The sequence below is a fragment of the Streptomyces sp. NPDC050560 genome, assembly GCF_044457285.1.
Classification (GTDB): domain Bacteria; phylum Actinomycetota; class Actinomycetes; order Streptomycetales; family Streptomycetaceae; genus Streptomyces.
In genome coordinates this window covers 214343-230602 of sequence record NZ_JBITGT010000012.1, presented here as the reverse complement: position 1 = coordinate 230602, position 16260 = coordinate 214343, and the positions used below count along the sequence as shown (strand labels likewise).

11 protein-coding genes and 1 riboswitch are annotated in these 16260 nt (G+C 74.1%); of the genes, 1 reads left to right on the top strand and 10 read right to left on the bottom strand.

All coding sequences use genetic code 11. The features are described from left to right. Positions 1-97 precede the first annotated feature (97 nt). Positions 98-904, top strand: coding sequence for an SAM-dependent methyltransferase (locus ACIBIW_RS27240; protein WP_399339695.1), 807 nt, complete (start codon positions 98-100; stop codon positions 902-904). A 200-nt stretch (positions 905-1104) separates the two neighbouring features. Here ACIBIW_RS27240 and ACIBIW_RS27235 read toward each other — a convergent pair whose 3' ends face one another. The 10 genes from ACIBIW_RS27235 to ACIBIW_RS27190 form a co-directional block, all read right to left on the bottom strand. After that, on the bottom strand, positions 1105-2544 hold the full coding sequence (locus ACIBIW_RS27235; RefSeq protein WP_399339694.1) for an arabinofuranosidase catalytic domain-containing protein: 1440 nt from the start codon (positions 2542-2544) through the stop codon (positions 1105-1107). A 356-nt stretch (positions 2545-2900) separates the two neighbouring features. After that, on the bottom strand, positions 2901-3083 hold the full coding sequence (locus tag ACIBIW_RS27230) for a hypothetical protein (protein WP_399339693.1): 183 nt from the start codon (positions 3081-3083) through the stop codon (positions 2901-2903). A gap of 35 nt (positions 3084-3118) precedes the next feature. Continuing rightward, entirely contained in the window at positions 3119-3961 is an 843-nt protein-coding gene (locus ACIBIW_RS27225; RefSeq protein ID WP_399339692.1) for an ECF transporter S component, read from the bottom strand. Beyond that, positions 3958-5661 carry an ABC transporter ATP-binding protein gene (locus ACIBIW_RS27220; protein WP_399339691.1) on the bottom strand — a complete coding sequence of 568 codons (1704 nt, stop codon included), beginning with the start codon at positions 5659-5661 and terminating at the stop codon, positions 3958-3960. Before ACIBIW_RS27220 ends, ACIBIW_RS27225 begins: the two co-directional genes overlap by 4 nt. After that, on the bottom strand, positions 5658-6842 hold the full coding sequence (locus ACIBIW_RS27215; RefSeq protein ID WP_399339690.1) for an energy-coupling factor transporter transmembrane component T: 1185 nt from the start codon (positions 6840-6842) through the stop codon (positions 5658-5660). Before ACIBIW_RS27215 ends, ACIBIW_RS27220 begins: the two co-directional genes overlap by 4 nt. Then, the gene (locus ACIBIW_RS27210) at positions 6839-7846 is read right to left on the bottom strand and encodes a hypothetical protein (protein WP_399339689.1); all 1008 of its coding nucleotides are present in this window, start codon (positions 7844-7846) and stop codon (positions 6839-6841) included. The genes ACIBIW_RS27215 and ACIBIW_RS27210 overlap by 4 nt, the downstream gene beginning before the upstream one ends. Further along, positions 7843-10548: a prenyltransferase/squalene oxidase repeat-containing protein gene (locus ACIBIW_RS27205; protein WP_399339688.1), complete on the bottom strand. Its 2706-nt coding sequence runs from the start codon at positions 10546-10548 to the stop codon at positions 7843-7845. Before ACIBIW_RS27205 ends, ACIBIW_RS27210 begins: the two co-directional genes overlap by 4 nt. A 188-nt stretch (positions 10549-10736) precedes the next feature. Continuing rightward, a riboswitch (cobalamin riboswitch) is annotated at positions 10737-10870 on the bottom strand. Positions 10871-11059: 189 nt separating this feature from the next. Next, positions 11060-12097, bottom strand: coding sequence for a methylmalonyl Co-A mutase-associated GTPase MeaB (meaB, locus tag ACIBIW_RS27200; protein ID WP_399339687.1), 1038 nt, complete (start codon positions 12095-12097; stop codon positions 11060-11062). 5 nt (positions 12098-12102) lie between these two features. Next, positions 12103-14277 carry a methylmalonyl-CoA mutase gene (gene scpA / locus ACIBIW_RS27195; RefSeq protein WP_399339686.1) on the bottom strand — a complete coding sequence of 725 codons (2175 nt, stop codon included), beginning with the start codon at positions 14275-14277 and terminating at the stop codon, positions 12103-12105. Then, positions 14277-16085, bottom strand: a complete 1809-nt coding sequence (locus ACIBIW_RS27190; protein ID WP_399339685.1) for a methylmalonyl-CoA mutase family protein — start codon at positions 16083-16085, stop codon at positions 14277-14279. The genes scpA and ACIBIW_RS27190 overlap by 1 nt, the downstream gene beginning before the upstream one ends. Positions 16086-16260: the final 175 nt, after the last annotated feature.

Genomic DNA, 16260 nt, shown 5'->3' with positions numbered 1-16260 from the left:
GGCGCGACATGGCCTCGGAGGCCATCGTTCCCGCAGGCCAGGGGCGGTTTTCGGGCATGGTTCCAGCGTGACACGGTAGGCGACGCACGGAGGAGACGTGGGAGACGACAGCGGGCAGGACGCGGGCCCCGCCATCTCGACGGACACCGGCCACAACGCCCGCGTCTGGGACTACTGGCTACAGGGCAAGAGCCACTACGAGGTGGACGCCGAGGTCGGCAACCACATCGCGACCCTGTACCCCGAGATCGTCGAAGTGGCCCGCGCGGACCGGGCGTTCCTCGGTCGTGCGGTGGCGTTCCTCGCGGGCGAGGCCGGTGTCCGGCAGTTCCTCGACATCGGCACGGGCCTGCCCACCGCGCGCAACACCCACGAGGTCGCCCAGGAGGTGGCGCCGGAGTCGCGCATCGTCTACGTCGACAACGACCCCATCGTGCTGGCGCACGCGCGCGCCCTGTTGACCAGTTCCGCCGAGGGTGCGACGCAGTACATCGACGCCGACGCGCACGACCCGGCGACGATCATCGAGGCCGCGGGCGAGACGCTGGACTTCGGCAAGCCGGTCGCCGTGATGTTCCTCGGTGTGCTGAACTTCGTGCTGGACACCGGGCGGGCGGCGGCGATCGTCCGGCAGTTCGCGGACGCCGTGCCCTCGGGCAGCTACGTCGCGCTGACGCACCCCACCCTGGAACTCGGCGGCGACGTCAACCGCGAGGCCATGGCGTTCTGGAACGAGCACGCACAGCCCCCCATCACCGCGCGCCCCCGGGCCGACCTCGCCGACTTCCTCACGGGCCTCGACATCCTGCCGCCCGGCATCGTCTCGTGCAGCCGCTGGCGTCCGGTCGCGGAGGAGAACCCCCCTGCGGTGGCCCAGTACGCGGCGGTGGCCCGCAAGCCGTGACGCCCGGCGGCGGGCCCCGGCACCGGGTCGAGGGCGGGCAGTCGTACGGGCCGGGGTTTCGGGCCGCTGGCTGCTCGCCGGGTCTCCGGGGCGAGCGTGGAGTACGCGACGCCGCCGGCTCAGGGACCGCGGGAGACCCGGCCCGTGAACCAGGGCGCCGCGCTCCCCCGCGCGGCGCCGACCCTTACGAGGGCCGACCTTTACGAGGGCTGGGTCAGGGTGAACTTCTGGGCGTCGGCTCCGTTGCAGTCCCAGATCCGCAGCCGGGTGCCGTTGTCGGTGGCGCCGTCCGGGGAGTCGAGGCAGCGGCCGGACTGCGGGTTGAACAGCGAGCCGTCGTCCCGCTGGACCCACTCCTGGCCGCCGACGCCGTTGCAGTCCCACAGCTCGACCTCGGCGCCGTTGGCGGTGCCGTTGCCCTCGATGTCCAGGCACCTGCCGATCGTGCTGAGGGAGCCGTTGGCGTTGTGGTGCCAGTACTGGTCCTCGGCCCAGGTCTGGCAGTCCCACAGTTGTACGGCGGTGCCGTTGCTGCCGGTGTCGTCCGCGGCGACGTCGACGCACTTGCCGCCAGGGCCGGTGATCCTGCCCTGCGGCCCGTTGGGCACGTCCGTCCCGCCCGTGTAGCCGACGGAGACGACGTTGGCCTGGACGGCGTCCTCGGCGGCGTCGGTCGGGTAGCCGGCGACCATCACACCCTCGAAGAAGGTGCCACGGTTCCAGTTGCTGTTGTCGCCGCCGGTGCCCAGGATGATGCCGCCCTCCTGCCGCATCGGCCGGTAGCCGTCGCGCGTGGGCAGGCCGCCGTCCCACCAGGTGGTCAGCGCGCCGGACTGGGAGTCGCCGCCCTTGAGCGCGTACGTGGTCTGCCCGTCGTTCTTCAACACGGCCGTGACGAAGGGGGTGTTGTTGCCTCGGTTGGCGGTGTTGGAGCCGTTGTCGCCCTGGAACATGCCGTTCTCCAGGTCCGCCTCGACCCAGGGTCCCGAGCCGGTGCACGGGGCGAAGTAGCACGTGGTGGCGATGCTGACGGCGTCCATATGGCCGTTGCCCGTGTCGGCGGGTGTGCTCTCGGCGTTGCCGTAGTCGAAACAGCAGTCGGAGCCGACGTGGGTGCCGCTGGCCACCATGTAGGCGCCCTCGGGCCGGCCGTTGACCGCGACGCCCGAGGCCACGCCGGTGTAGCGGTAGCCGACGCCCGGTGAGATCCAGATGCCGTACACCTTGTGGCCGCCGGCGGTCACGGAGATCTCGGCCGCGTCGGCACCGCGGTCGGCGCCCATGCCCGCGGTGCCCGCCGGTCCCGGTGTGAGGTCGTTGTGGTGCGAGGTCTGGTCGTAGACCTTGCTGATGCTGCACGGGGTGTCCTGGCAGAACGCGTCCTGCCGTGCGGCGTCGGCGTAGCCGCCGGGCGCCAGTGGCGCGATGTCGGTGGTGGCGCCGTCCGAGGCGCGAGTGACCTGGTAGAGGGGGCCGTCGTAGGACGAGACGAGGGCGCGTGTCGTGCTGTGCGCGGCGACGCAGGGGGTGCCGGCGGAGCCGTAGATGTCGCAGGGGAGGGAGTCGGCCGCCTGTGACACGGCGGGGAGGCCGATGAGGGCGCCGAGGAGGAGGGCGAGGGCCGCGAGGGCGGACAGCACGAGCCGTGGGGACCGCCGGGCCGTCGCGCCCCGGGCGAGGAGAGGAACGTTTCTTGTGCCGGTGCGTCTTGCTCTGCGCATGGTGTGTGCTCCCGGGATGTGGGGGACGGGGGTGGAGCCCAACCTGCCGAGTCCTGGGCCGAGTTCGACCGCTCGGCATCCTGTCGGGAAAGTACGCGGCCTGATTGATCCCGTCAATATTTGTTGCTTCACTTTCGCGCCGTCCCGGCAAACCCGTCTGGATCTGTTTGCTTCTGTTGGGCTGTTGCCGTCGGTCCGGTCTCGGAGGTGTCCGAAACCGGCCCTGCCCCCGGGGTCTCAGCAGCACCCCGCGCCCCGGGACGTGGCGGTGGCGCTCACCTGTCGGTGGAACGGAAGCCGGTGCGCCAGCCCGGATGCGCCGGGGCCCAGCCCGTCGCCCTGGCGCGGGGGTTGGCGGCGGTGTCGAACTCGGCCAGGGCGGTGAGCCGGTGGACCACGACGTCGGGGGCGGCACCGGGCAGGGCGGCCCGTACCGAACCGGCGTCGAAGGCGTCCATCCGGCGGGCGCGCCCTCGGCCCACGGTGGTCTCGGCTATGGCAGCCGGTCCCGTTCCCCCGCGCCCTGCTCGAAGCGTGCCGGTGCGCGGAAGCGGGCACGGCGGGCGGCGCGGCGGAAGGTGGTGAGGACGGCCGGGCCCACCAGGAGGAGGGCGGTGAAGTTGGTGACCGCGCGGCCGGTGTCCCAGCCGAGTGAGGTGGCGAGGTCGAAGGCGACGTAGCGGTGCCACTGCTCGGTGAAGGGCAGACCGGGCAGGTAGGCGAGGGAGCTGTGCGGGTCGAGGGAGAAGGGCCAGAAGGAGAGGTTGAGGAGGAAGCCGAAGAGGTAGCCGGAGAGCGAGCCGTAGACGGCGAGGAGCACCACCTCGCCCCGGCCGCGCGCCCTCGGCAGGAACCCGGCGAGCATCCCGACGAAGGCGCAGCCGAACATCTGGTACGGCATCCAGGGGCCGACGCCGCCGGTGATGAGCGCGGAGGCGAACAGGGAGGTGCAGCCGAGGGTGAAGCCGAAGCCAGGGCCGTAGACGCGGCCCGCGAGGACGAGGACGAAGAACACCGTCTCGATGCCCGCGGTGCCGGCGCCGAGCGGGCGCAGTGCGGCGTTGACGGCGGACAGCACGCCGAGCATCGCCAGCGCCTTGGAGTCGATGCCGCCCTCGGAGATCTCGGAGAGCACCACGCACAGGACGAGCACCAGCAGCACACCGAAGATGAGCAGGGGCGCGTAGGTGGAGCCGAGGCTTCCGGGGGCGACCACAAACGGCCAGAAGAAGGCGACGAGGCCGAGGAACGCGGCGAGGGCCATCACCACACCGACGCGGGGGGTGAGGCGGATGGCCGCGACGGGGCGCGGGGGTGGTGCGGGCCTGGGGCTCATGGCCGGGTCCCGTCCCCGGGGGCGGCGCCCGGTCGTTCGTCGGGCACGGCGCCGTGCCCGACGCGCGGGGGCTCGGGTGGTGCGGGCAGTACCCGGGTGAGCTGATCGGCCGTCAGGAAGGGCAGGGGGGCGAGGATCTTGGCGGTCTGCGGTGCGAAGACCGGGGAGGCGACGATGACGTCGGCGGTAGGTCCTTCGGCGACGATGTCGCCCTCGGCCATGACGACGACGCGGTCGGCGGCGCGGGCGGCGAACTCCACGTCGTGGGTGGACACCACCACGGCGCGCCCCTCGGCGGCGAGTCCGTCGACGGTGTGGACGAGCGCGGACTTGGCCCGGTAGTCGAGGCCCCGGGTCGGCTCGTCGAGGAGTACGACCGCTGGCGCCGCGGTCAGTTGGACCGCCAGCACCAGGGCGAGACGCTGGCCCTCCGAGAGGTCGCGGGGGTGGGTGGTGTCGGGGATGCCGGGAGCGAGGCGGTCGAGGATGGCGCGGGCGCTCTCGCCCGCCCGGGAGGCGGTGTCGGCCTGGGCGAGTTCCTGTCCGACGCTCTCCAGGTAGAGGAGGTCGGCGGCGGTCTGCGGGACGAGGCCGACGAGTTCGCGGGCCCGCGCGGCGGCCACCGTGTGCGGGTCGGCCCCGCGGCCCGTGCCGTCCGTCACGTGCACCCGTCCCGCGCGGCGCGGGCCCGAGCCCTGGAGGGCCCAGAGCAGGGACGACTTGCCCGAGCCGTTGCGGCCCATCAGGGCGGTGACCCGGCCCGCGCGCAGTTCGAGGTCGACGGCGCGCACGGCGGGCACACCGCCGTGGGTGACGGTGACACCCCTGGCGGTCAGCACCGCGGGGCCCTCCCCCGCGATCGGCCGCCGCACCGGGGGCGGTGCCACGCCCGCGAGCCGTGCGCGCAGCGGTGCGGCGGCCCTGCGGGCGTCCCGGATCGACAGCGGCAGCGGGGTCCAGCGGGCGGCGCGGCCGAGTTCCACGATGGGCGGGGCGACGGCGGCGCCGCCCAGGACCTCCTGGGGTGCGCCGATACGGGCGTGGCCGTCGCCGGGGAGGTGGATGACGCGGTCGGCGTACTGGACGACACGTTCGAGGCGGTGCTCGGCCATGAGGACGGTGACGCCGAGATCGTGGACGAGGCGGGTGACGGCGGCCAGTACCTCTTCCGCCGCGGTGGGGTCGAGCGCGGACGTGGGCTCGTCGAGGACCAGGACCCGGGGGTGTGCGGTGAGCACGGAGCCGATCGCGACGCGCTGCTGCTGGCCGCCGGAGAGTTCGTACAGGGCGCGGTGGCGCAGGTCGGCCAGGCCCAGCAGGTCGAGCGTCTCCTCGACGCGCTTGCGCATGGTGGCCGCGGGGATCGCCAACTGCTCCATGGCGTAGGCCAGTTCCTCTTCGACGGTGTCGGTGACGAAGCCGTCTGCCGGGTCCTGTCCGACCATGCCGACGACGTCGGCGAGTTCGCGTGGCGGGTGGTGCGCGGTGTCGCGGCCGTCGACGGTGACCCGGCCGTGGAGGGTGCCCCCGGTGAAGTGCGGTACGAGGCCGTTGACGGTGCCGAGCAGGGTGGACTTGCCGGTGCCTGTGTGCCCGATGACGAGGCAGAGTTCGCCCTCCTGCACGGTGAGGTCGACGTCGCGCAGGGTGGGGCGCGCGGTGTCGTCGTAGCGGACGCCGACCTGGTCGAAGGTGATCACGTGGGGTCGGGCCTCCGGTCTGCGCGGTCCTCGTGGTGGGGCGGCGGCGGTGGGGAGAGGAGCCCCGCGGTGCCGGCGAGCAGGATGGCGGCGGTGGGCACGAGCGGCAGTCCAGGCCAGGTGAGGGGGTAGTAGGTGGGGTTGAGCTGGGCGGGGTCGTAGCCGAGGTCGCCGAAGAGCAGCGCCGCGGAGAGGACACCGCTTCCCGCCACCGCCCACTCCGGGGCCCGCCAGGGGTCGGGCCGGTAGGCGGTGCGGGTGACACGGCGCCCGCCGAGCCGCAGCCCCGCCACGCACAGCGCCGCGCCGAGGGCGAGCGCGGGGGCGCCGAGGAAGGCGGGTGTGGTCGCGTCGAGGAGGCCGTAGGCCCCTGTGCACAGGCCGCACATGCCCAGCAGCATCAGGGCGCCGGTGGCGCGCCGGGAGCGGCGGGTGGCGCCGCCCGAGCGGCCGTAGCCACGGGAGTCCATGGCGGCGGCCAGCCGCAGCGAGCGTTCGAGGGCGTCTTCGAGTACGGGGATGACGACGCCGCGCAGCGCCCGGATGCCGCGGGTACGACCGGCCCTCAACTTCCGTGCCCGGGAGACACGTTGAATGCTCTGGACGAGTTGGGGCGCGACGCTGACGGCGACCGTGACGGCGACGCCGAGTTCGTGGAGGGCGCCGGGCAGGACACGCAGCGCGCGTTTGGGGTTGGCGAGGGTGTTGGCGGCGCCGACGCAGCAGAGCATGCAGGCGAGCCGCAGCCCGTCGGTCGCCGCGGAGAGCACCGCTTCGAGGGAGACGGGTCCGCCGAGTTGGATGCCCGCGTACCAGTCGGGGGTGGCGAGGTGCGGGAGGGCGAAGAGGAAGTGGTCGCCCGGGGTGATGCCGGTGGCGAAGACGGCCCGGAAGACGACGCGGATGACGACGACCGTGAGGGCCAGGCCGAGGTAGTGGACGAAGCCCCTGGCCCAGGGGGCCTCGGTGCGGCGGGCGGTGACGACGTAGCCGAGGACGGCGAGGACGAGCAGGAGCAGGAGCGGGTTGTCGGTGCGGCTGACGGCGGTGGCCAGAGCGAGCGCCCACACCCACCAGGCCGCGGGGTGCAGGGCGCGGGGCAGCCGTCGGCCGCCGCGGTCGGGCCTGGAGGGCGGGGGCGCGGCCCCGGTCAGCTCGTGCGGGGTCCCGGTGGCGCTCACCCGGTGCGGCGGCGTCGGCGGGCGAGGTGGAACGCGGCGCCGCCGATGAAGAGGACGAGTCCGGCGCCGGTGGCGGCGGGCACGAGGGAGCCCGGGTCGTGGTGGGCCCGTGCGGTGGGGGCGGCGTCCACCACCCGGGGTCCCGTGCTGGCGTGCGCCCCGGCGGTGGGGGTGGTGGGTGGCGAGTGGCTGGGTGTGGTGGAGGGTGCGGCGTCGGCGCTGTGGTGGGTCGCGTGCGGGGTGGCGCTGTGGGTGTGCCGTGGTGGTGTGGACTTCGCCGGTGCGGGGCGGTGTTGCCGGTGTTCGGGTGCGGGGCCCGTGTCGACGCCGGGCGGCAGCGGGGGTGCCTTGGCGGTGGAGGCGGGGTTGCCGCCGCCCTGGGGGCGGGTGTTGCGGGCGCGGAGCTGGTCGGGGGTGATCCGCGGGCGGCCCTCGCTGCCCTGGATGTCGGTGCCGCCGAAGCTCCACAGGTCGACGCTGCCTGGCCGGGGTTTGTAGAGCATGGCGCCGAGTTGGCTGTACTCCCAGTCGTCGTCGCCCGGGTCGGCGTGCCAGTAGGACCAGTAGGCGGAGGCGGGCGGGGTGAGGACGCAGTCCTCGTCGGCGGCCGTCGGGTACTCCCTGCCGCCCTGGTAGCCGCTGTAGCCGATGCGGCAGATGAACGCGGGCCCGTCGTGGCCGGTGCCCGTGGTGTGCCAGCCGCCCTGGTTGAGCAGTTCGTAGCCGGTGGTGGGGGTGGTGCCGCAGGAGCGCAGGACGGGGCCGCCCCAGTGGCTGAAGTCGACGGCGAGCACGGCGCCCGAGGAGGTGGTGCACTGTCCCATCGCGGCGGGGTCGGCCGCCGCCTGCCCGCCGGTGGCCAGCAGGGCCGCGCCGGTCAGCGCCAGCGCGGACACCGCCCCGGCCGCCGCGCGGCACACACGCCCGCACGCGGTCCGCGCGCGGCCGGGGGAGCGCCTGACGGCCCGCTCATTGCGGGCCCGGGCCGCGGTGCGGGGGCTCATCGGTGGCTCCCCTCGCCGGCCCGGCGGCGGGCGACCACCACCACGCGCCAGCCGGCCACCGTCAGCAGCAGCAGGGCGAGCGCCGCGAGGGCGCCCGCCTGGACGCCCGTGGACGCGAGCGCGCCGCCGCCACCGCCGCCCTCGCCCGTGCCCTCACCGCCGGGTGTGACGATCTCGGGGGCGCCGCCGCTTCCGCTCGGGGTGGGGGTGGGCGGCGCCGATGTGCCGCTCAGGTCGCGGTCGAGGGTGCCGAAGGAGATGCCGGTGGCGCCGCCCACCGCCTGGGTGGAGGCCCTGAGGTCGGAGCCGCGCTGGCCCTCGGCGGCCACGTTGAAGCCGCCGTCGGGGTTCTGCTGCGCGGCGAGGAACGTCCGTGCGTCGGCGATCTGCTGACGGTACGTCACAGCGTCGAGGGACAGGCCCTGTACGGCGAGGGCGGCCGAGTTGACGGAGTCGCCCGCGGCGCCGGGGAAGCCGCCGTCGTCGAGTTGTCTGCCCGCGAGCCAGGACAGGGCCTTGTCGACGGCCTTGTCCGCGGCGTCGCCCCCTGCGAGGTGGAGGGCCATGGCGGCGATGGCGGTCGAGTCCACGTCGGCGTCGCCGGTGGCGGGGATCAGGCTGGGCCAGGCCCCGCTGTCCTGCTGGAGGCTCTTCAGATACGCGAGCGGTCCGGCGGCGGCGTCCTTGTCGCCCGCCCGCAACTGGGCCATGACCGCGAGGGCTTGGGAGAACACGGACGGGGCGTAGGTGTAGGCGCCCTTGGCGGCGCAGGAGCGGTCGGGGGCGGTGCTCGGCCCGGCGCACACCGCCTTGTCCAGGGCGGCGATCAGGTCGTGGCCGCCGAAGTCGCGCGGGTCGCGCCCGACGGCCTCGGCGAGCAGCGCGGTCTTGCCGAGGGAGCCGCCCGCGGCGTACTCCGTGCCCACCCCGGTCCAGGCGTCCATGGTGCGCCCCGAGGAGTCCTTGCCGCCGCCGTCGAGGAAGTCGACGATGCCGCGCAGCCCTGTGTCGTCGAGTCCCGTGGCGGCGAGCGCGTAGGCGCCGTCGATGGTGAGCCCGTAGTCGGCGCCGGAGTCTGCGGGTCCCGACGCGTAGTACCGGCCCTGTCTGAGGCGGTCCGCGCCGGTGAGGTAGGCGACGCCTTTCGCCAGGTCGGGTCCCCCGCCCGCGGCCTGTGTGCCGGGCCCCGTGGTGGTGGTGTCGTCTGCCGGGTTTCGGGGTTCGGCGCCCGGTGCCCTGAGGGTGGCCAGGTCGGTTGCGGCGCCCGCGAGGACGGCGGGGGACGTGGGGTGGACGGCGGGGGTGGTGCCGCCCTCGTCGAACGCGAAGCCGCCGCCGTCGAGTTGGTGCCGTGCGAGCCAGCCGGTGGCGGCGTCGGCACGGCCGTCATCGCCGAGGGCGCGCAGCGCCTGGGCGGCCTGGGCGGTGGCGGTGACACTGCCGGTGGTGGAGCCGGGGCGGCCGGGGAACGCGCCGTCGGCGCGCTGGTTTGCGGTGAGGTAGCCGTGTGCGGCGGAGACGGCGTCGGGGTGGCCGCCTACGGCGTGCAGCACCAGGGCGGCGAGCCCCGTGGTGGCGGCGTCGGCGTCGCAGTGCTCGTCGGGGCGGATGAGGTCGCCGGTGAACCCGCCGCCTTCGCACTGGAGTTGGGCGAGGCGGGCGACGGCGGAGGCGGGCGGGGTGGCGCCCGCGCGCACCACGGCGAGCAGGGCGAGCGCCTGGGTGCCGGTGTGGGTGGCGCCGTGGAAGTCGCCCTTGGCGGTGCAGCCGGGGGCCGGTCTGCCGGAGTCGGGGCCCGCGGGGCAGACATGGTCCGTGAGGTCGCCGACGAGGTCGTGCCCGTCGACGCCGCCGGGGTCGCGCCCGGTGATCTCGGCGAGGAGGGCGAGCCCGGCGGCCCCAGCCGCGTCGGGGGCCTTCCCGGTGCCGTCGGGGTAGGCGCGGTCGGCGGTGTGGGCGGTCAGATAGGCGGTGACCTTGTCGAGAGTGGCACTGTCGGCTCCGGCCGCGGCAAGCGCGTAGGCCGCGTCGGTGGTCAGCGCGTAGTCGGGAGTGCCGCTGTCGTCGGCATCGACGTGCTCGCCGTCAGTGAGAGTGCCGCCGAGCCAGTGCGCCGCGGCGTCGAGGTCGATGTCACCGGGCGCCCCGGTCGGCTCGCCGCTCGGTTCACCCGGGTCGGCCGCGGCTGTGGCGCGTACGTCGTCGGGGCTGAAGTCCGGCTCGCCGGTGCTGCCGCCGACGTCGGTGCCGCCGTACACCCAGGCGTCGACGTCGCCGTCCTCCAGCTCGCGGTCCATGGCGCCGTACGCGCTGTAGGTCCACTCGTCCTGGCCCGGCGCGGCGGTCCAGTAGGACCAGTAGGCGGTGGCGGGCGGGGTGAGGACGCAGTCGTCCTGGTCGGGAGTGGGGTACTGGGTGCCGGAGTCGAAGTCGCCCGACCCGATACGGCAGATGAACGCGGGGCCGTCGTGCTGGGTGCCCGTGGTGGTGAAGCCGCCCTCGTGGAGCAGGTCGTAGCCGGTGGTGGGGGTGGCATCGCACCCGCGCTCGACCGGTCCCCCGAAGGGTCCGAAGTCGACGGCGACGACGGCGCCGTGGGAGGCGGTGCAGTCCTCGACGGGGTCGGCGGCGGCAGGGGACGTCGTGAGCAGCGCCGCGCACGCGGCGAGCAGCAGCAGGGCCGCCGACAGCAGTGTCGGCACCCGGCCGGGTGCCGCTTTCGGCCCTCGGTCTCTTCGCCGCAGGTCTCCTCGCCGTCCCGCTCCCACCGTGGCCCCCCGTCGTCGCGTCCCGGCGCGGGCAGCGAGCGTGGCAGGGGCCCCCGGAGGGCGCGGGAGGTGTCCCGCGCGACGGAAGCCTGTCGCACCACGCCGTAGTCCGCGACGGCGTTCATTGCTGTGGAACACGCTCCAGGCATTCCGGCTCGCCCGGCTGCGGCCGGGCCTACGGTTGCGGGTCAGCGCCGGACTTCGACCGGCTTCCCCTGGAACTGCTTTGCGTATCAGCGGGATTGCAGCACGGTTCGCGAGGGCCGTCAAGACGGTCCCGGGAGGCGACGGCACCCGACAAACCGGATGCGCCGACTCCGCGCCCGGCCGCAACGGGGCTCACGCCAGGGTGAACACCCGCACGGCGCACGCCTGTTGGAACGCGGGCCGTACGCCGTGACGGGCCGAAGGCACAGGCCCCCTGCCCGCGAAACCCTGGCGGGCCCTACTCCGCCCGGTCCTCCGCCGCCCCGCCCGGTGCCGCCCCGCCCGAAGCCGTGCGGTCCGCCTCCCCCAGTGCCTCCAGGATGCGCCCGGCCGCCAGTGTCGGGGTCAACTCGCCGTCCCTGACGCGCTGTTCGAGCGCGGGGGTGAGGGCGCGTACCGCCGGGTCGGCGTGCAGCCGGCCGAGGAGTTCGTCGCGGACCATGCTCCAGGTCCACTCGACCTGCTGGTCGCGGCGTTTGGCGGCGAGGTGCCCCGCCGAGTCCAGCAGGGCGCGGTGCTGCTCAAGACGCTCCCAAACGGTGTCGAGGCCCGTGGACTCGCGGGCGCTGCAACTCAGCACGGGGGGCGTCCAGAAGGCGTCCCTGCCGTACATCAGCCGCAGCGCGCCCGCCAGTTCGCGGGCCGCGGCGCGCGCGTCGCGCTCGTGGGGGCCGTCGGCCTTGTTGACGGCGATGACGTCGGCCAGTTCGAGCACGCCCTTCTTGATGCCCTGCAACTGGTCGCCGGTACGGGCCAGGGTGAGCAGCAGGAAGGAGTCGACCATGCCCGCGACGGCGGTCTCGGACTGGCCCACGCCGACCGTCTCCACCAGGATCACGTCGTAGCCCGCCGCCTCCATCACCACGATCGACTCACGGGTCGCCTTGGCCACCCCGCCCAGCGTGCCCGCGGTGGGAGAGGGGCGCACGAAGGCGGACGGGTCCACGGAGAGGCGCTCCATGCGCGTCTTGTCGCCGAGGATCGAGCCGCCGGTGCGGCTGGACGAGGGGTCGACGGCGAGGACGGCCACCCGGTGCCCGAGCGAGGTCAGCATGGTGCCGAACACGTCGATGAACGTGGACTTGCCCACGCCGGGGACACCGCTGACGCCGATCCGCCGCGCCCGGCCGCTGTGTGGCAGCAGCGCGGTCAGCAACTCCTGTGCCAGCGCCCGGTGCTGGGGGCGGGTGGACTCGACGAGGGTGATCGCGCGTGCGATGACCGCGCGCTTCCCGTCGAGCACGCCCTTCACATAGGTGTCGAGGTCGATCGCCATGCGGGTCAGAGGTCGTGCCCGAGGCCGGCCGACAGCCGCCCCAGGAGGTCGTACGCCGCGTCGGGGATCACCGTGCCCGGCGGGAAGACGGCCGCGGCGCCCATCTCCAGCAGCGTGGGCACGTCGGCGGGCGGGATCACCCCGCCGACCACGATCATCATGTCGTCGCGCCCCTCCTCGGCGAGCTGTTCCCGCAGCGCGGGGACGAGCGTGAGGTGCCCCGCGGCGAGCGAGGAGACGCCGACGATGTGCACGTCGGCCTCGACGGCCTGGCGCGCCACCTCGGCGGGCGTCTGGAACAGCGGGCCGACGTCCACGTCGAAGCCGAGGTCGGCGAAGGCGGTCGCGATCACCTTCTGGCCGCGGTCGTGGCCGTCCTGGCCCATCTTGGCGACGAGGATGCGCGGTCGGCGGCCCTCGGCCTCGGCGAACGCGGACACCAGGGCGCGGGTGCGCTCCACCGAGGGCGAGCCGCCCGTCTCTTCGCGGTACACACCGGAGATGGTACGGATCTGGCCCGCGTGCCGTCCGTAGACCCGCTCCAGGGCGTCGGAGATCTCGCCGACGGTCGCCTTGGCGCGGGCCGCGCGCACCGCGAGGTCCAACAGGTTGCCGTCGCCCCCCGCGGCCCGGGTGAGGGCGTCGAGCGCGTCCCGGCAGGCGCCCTCGTCGCGCTCCGCGCGCAGCCGCCGCAACTTGTCGATCTGCTGCTCGCGCACCGCGGAGTTGTCGACCTTGAGGACGTCGATCTGCTCGTCGCTGTCGACGCGGTACTTGTTGACGCCGATGACGGGCTGGCGCCCCGAGTCGATCCTGGCCTGGGTGCGGGCGGCGGCCTCCTCCACCCGCAGCTTGGGGATGCCGGCGTCGATGGCCTGGGCCATGCCGCCCGCCTCCTCGACCTCCTGGATGTGCTGCCAGGCGCGGCGCGCGAGGTCGTACGTCAGCTTCTCCACGTACGCGCTGCCGCCCCAGGGGTCGATGACCCGGGTGGTGCCCGACTCCTGCTGGATGAGGAGCTGGGTGTTGCGGGCGATGCGGGCGGAGAAGTCGGTGGGCAGCGCCAGCGCCTCGTCGAGGGCGTTGGTGTGCAGCGACTGGGTGTGGCCCTGGGTGGCGGCCATCGCCTCGACACATGTCCTGGTGACGTTGTTGTAGACGTCCTGGGCGGTCAGCGACCAGCCCGAGGTCTGCGAATGCGTGCGCAGGGACAGCGACTTGGGGTTCTCGGGGCCGAACTGCCGTACCAGCTTGGACCACAGCAGCCGCGCCGCCCGCAACTTGGCGATCTCCATGAAGAAGTTCATGCCGATCGCCCAGAAGAACGAGAGCCTGGGGGCGAAGGCGTCCACGTCGAGGCCCGCGTCCCGCCCGGCCCTGATGTACTCGACCCCGTCCGCGAGCGTGTACGCCAGCTCCAGGTCGGCCGTCGCCCCGGCCTCCTGGATGTGGTAGCCGGAGATGGAGATGGAGTTGTAGCGCGGCATCCGCTGGGAGGTGAAGGCGAAGATGTCGGAGATGATCCGCATCGACGGCTTCGGGGGGTAGATGTAGGTGTTGCGGACCATGAACTCCTTGAGGATGTCGTTCTGGATGGTCCCCGCCAGCTTCTCCGGCGGCACGCCCTGCTCCTCGGCGGCCACGATGTACAGCGCCAGCACGGGCAGCACCGCGCCGTTCATCGTCATCGACACCGTCATACGGTCCAGCGGGATGCCCTCGAAGAGCTGCCGCATGTCGTAGATCGAGTCGATGGCCACCCCGGCCATGCCGACATCGCCCGTCACCCTCGGGTGGTCGCTGTCGTAGCCGCGGTGCGTCGGCAGGTCGAAGGCGACGGAGAGCCCCTTCTGCCCGGCAGCGAGGTTGCGCCGATAGAAGGCGTTGGACTCCTCGGCGGTGGAGAAGCCCGCGTACTGGCGGATGGTCCACGGCTGGTTGACGTACATCGTGGGGTACGGGCCGCGCAGGTACGGCGCGACGCCCGGGTAGGTGTCGAGGAAGTCGAGGCCCTCCAGGTCGGCGCCGGTGTACAGCGCCTTGACCGGGATGCCCTCGGGGGTCTCCCAGGCCCGGCCGTCGTCCCCGAGCGCCTTCTCGGCGGCCGTGCGCCACTCCTCGGGGCCCGCGGCGACGGTCGGGGAGCCCAGTTCGATCCCGGAGAAGTCGGGGATGGCCATCAGGACACTCCTGCGCGGTCGAGGGTGGCGGAGAGGACGGCCACGGCGTCGCAGCCGGTGAAGACGTATGTGTCGACGCCGGGGTGGTCCCCCGGCCTCCCGGCGAGGAAGACGTGGGTGGCTCCCGCCTCCCGCAGCCCGGCGGCCACGTCGGCGGCCCGCTCCGCGTAGACGGCGTCGCTTGAGCACAGGCACACCTGGGTGGCGCCGCTGTCCGCGGGCGTGCCGCCGGTGACGGGCTCGATGCCGCCCGCCTGGAAGAGGTTCGAGGCGAAGGTGAGGCGGGCGGTGTGGGCGGCGGCGGGGCCGATCGGGACGAGGAGGACGCGGGGCCTGGCCCCGGTCCTGGCCAGATGGGCGTCGGAGCGGGCGCGCAGCGCCTCGTACGCCTCGTCGCGGCGCACCCGCGGCAGGCCGCCCGACGGGGGCTCGGGCGCGGGCGCGCGGACGACCGGCTTCTCGGCGAGATGGGGGAACTCGCTGACGCCGGTGACGGGTTCGCGCCGCTTGGCCAGCTTCTCGGTGCGCGCCCGCCAGGTCGTGGCCAGGTCGGCCCGCAGGCGCCCCGAGCGCAGTACGGCCGCCTGGCCGCCGTCCCGTTCGATGCCCTGGAAGAACTCCCAGCCCGCGTGGGCGAGTTCGTCCGTGAGCCGCTCCACGTACCAGGAGCCGCCCGCCGGGTCGATCACCCGGGCCAGGTGCGACTCCTCGACGAGGATCGTCGACGTGTTGCGTGCGATGCGCCGCGAGAAGGTGTCGGGGGCGCCGAGGGAGTGGTCGAAGGGGAGCACGGTGACGGAGTCGGCGCCGCCCGCCCCCGCGGCCAGCGTCGCGATGGTGGTGCGCAGCATGTTCACCCACGGGTCGCGGCGCGTCATCATCACGGGCGAGGTCACGGCGTGCTGAAGCTGGGCCCCGGCGCGCGGCGCCCCGCACGCCTCGGCCACCCGCGCCCAGAGCCTGCGCGCGGCCCGCAGCTTGGCGGTGGTCAGGAACTGGTCGGCGGTGGCCGCGTAGCGGAACTCCAGTTGCGCACAGGCTTGTTCGACGCCGAGTCCGGCGTCGGTCAGCGCCCTGAGGTAGGCCACACCCGTGGCGAGCGAGCAGCCGAGTTCCTGGGCGGCCGAGCCACCGGCCTCGTGGTACGGCAGCGCGTCCACCGTCAGGGCCCGCAGCCGCGGGTACTCCTCGGCGCACCGCGCCGCCAGCAGGACCGCGGGCGCGAGGCCGCCCTCGCGGCCGCTGCGCGCCTCGTGGCCGAGGGGGTCGGCGCCGAGGTTGCCGCGTGCGGCGTCCCGGGAGACGCCCCGGTTGCCGTACAGCCGTATCAGCTGTTCCGCCGCCTGCTCGACGGCGGGCCCCGCGTCGAGCACGACGGGGGCCAGGTCGAGGTAGACCCCGTCGAGCGCCGCGCCGAGCGCGGACGCCGGGATGGCGTCGTCGCCGATGTCCAGCCAGAGGGAGGTGACGCCGTTCTCCAGGTCCGTGAGGACGGCGGCGCTGTCGGCGGCCGTGTACCGCTGCCGTACGTCCCAGCCGCCCACGGTGTTCCCCTCGACGCGGCCGCCGCGTACGAAGGGCGCGAATCCGGGGAGGCCCGGCGCAGGGGCGGTGTCACGCGCCGTGTACAGCGGCTTGGTGACCAGTCCTGCTTCCAGCACGGTGGACAGGGCGTCCTCGGCCGCGGCGGGCCCGAGGTCCCTGCCGGACTTGCGCAGCACACCGGCCACCAGGTGCTGCCACTGCTCGTGGGACACGTCGGGGAACTCACCCGCCAGCTCAAGCCCGTCATCGGGCATAACGCTCATAGGTGGATGCTAGGGCACTGCCGTGGCGGCCCGAGAGGGCTATCCACGACCCGCCGCCCCCTAACTTCCCACCGCACCCCCTAGGGAACTCCGTACATGTCGGGGGGAGCGGGGGTGGCTCCGCGGCGAGTTGTCCGCCGTGCCCTCTATAGGGTGGCCGGAAGCCTGCGGTGCG

Bases quoted from the DNA above. Each gene is read 5' to 3' on its own strand.
- scpA (WP_399339686.1), bottom strand. From the start codon at position 14,277: ATGGCCATCCCCGACTTCTCCGGGATCGAACTGGGCTCCCCGACCGTC.
- ACIBIW_RS27230 (WP_399339693.1), bottom strand. From the start codon at position 3,083: ATGGACGCCTTCGACGCCGGTTCGGTACGGGCCGCCCTGCCCGGTGCC.
- ACIBIW_RS27225 (WP_399339692.1), bottom strand. From the start codon at position 3,961: ATGAGCCCCAGGCCCGCACCACCCCCGCGCCCCGTCGCGGCCATCCGC.
- ACIBIW_RS27190 (WP_399339685.1), bottom strand. From the start codon at position 16,085: ATGAGCGTTATGCCCGATGACGGGCTTGAGCTGGCGGGTGAGTTCCCC.
- ACIBIW_RS27210 (WP_399339689.1), bottom strand. From the start codon at position 7,846: ATGAGCCCCCGCACCGCGGCCCGGGCCCGCAATGAGCGGGCCGTCAGG.
- meaB (WP_399339687.1), bottom strand. From the start codon at position 12,097: ATGGCGATCGACCTCGACACCTATGTGAAGGGCGTGCTCGACGGGAAG.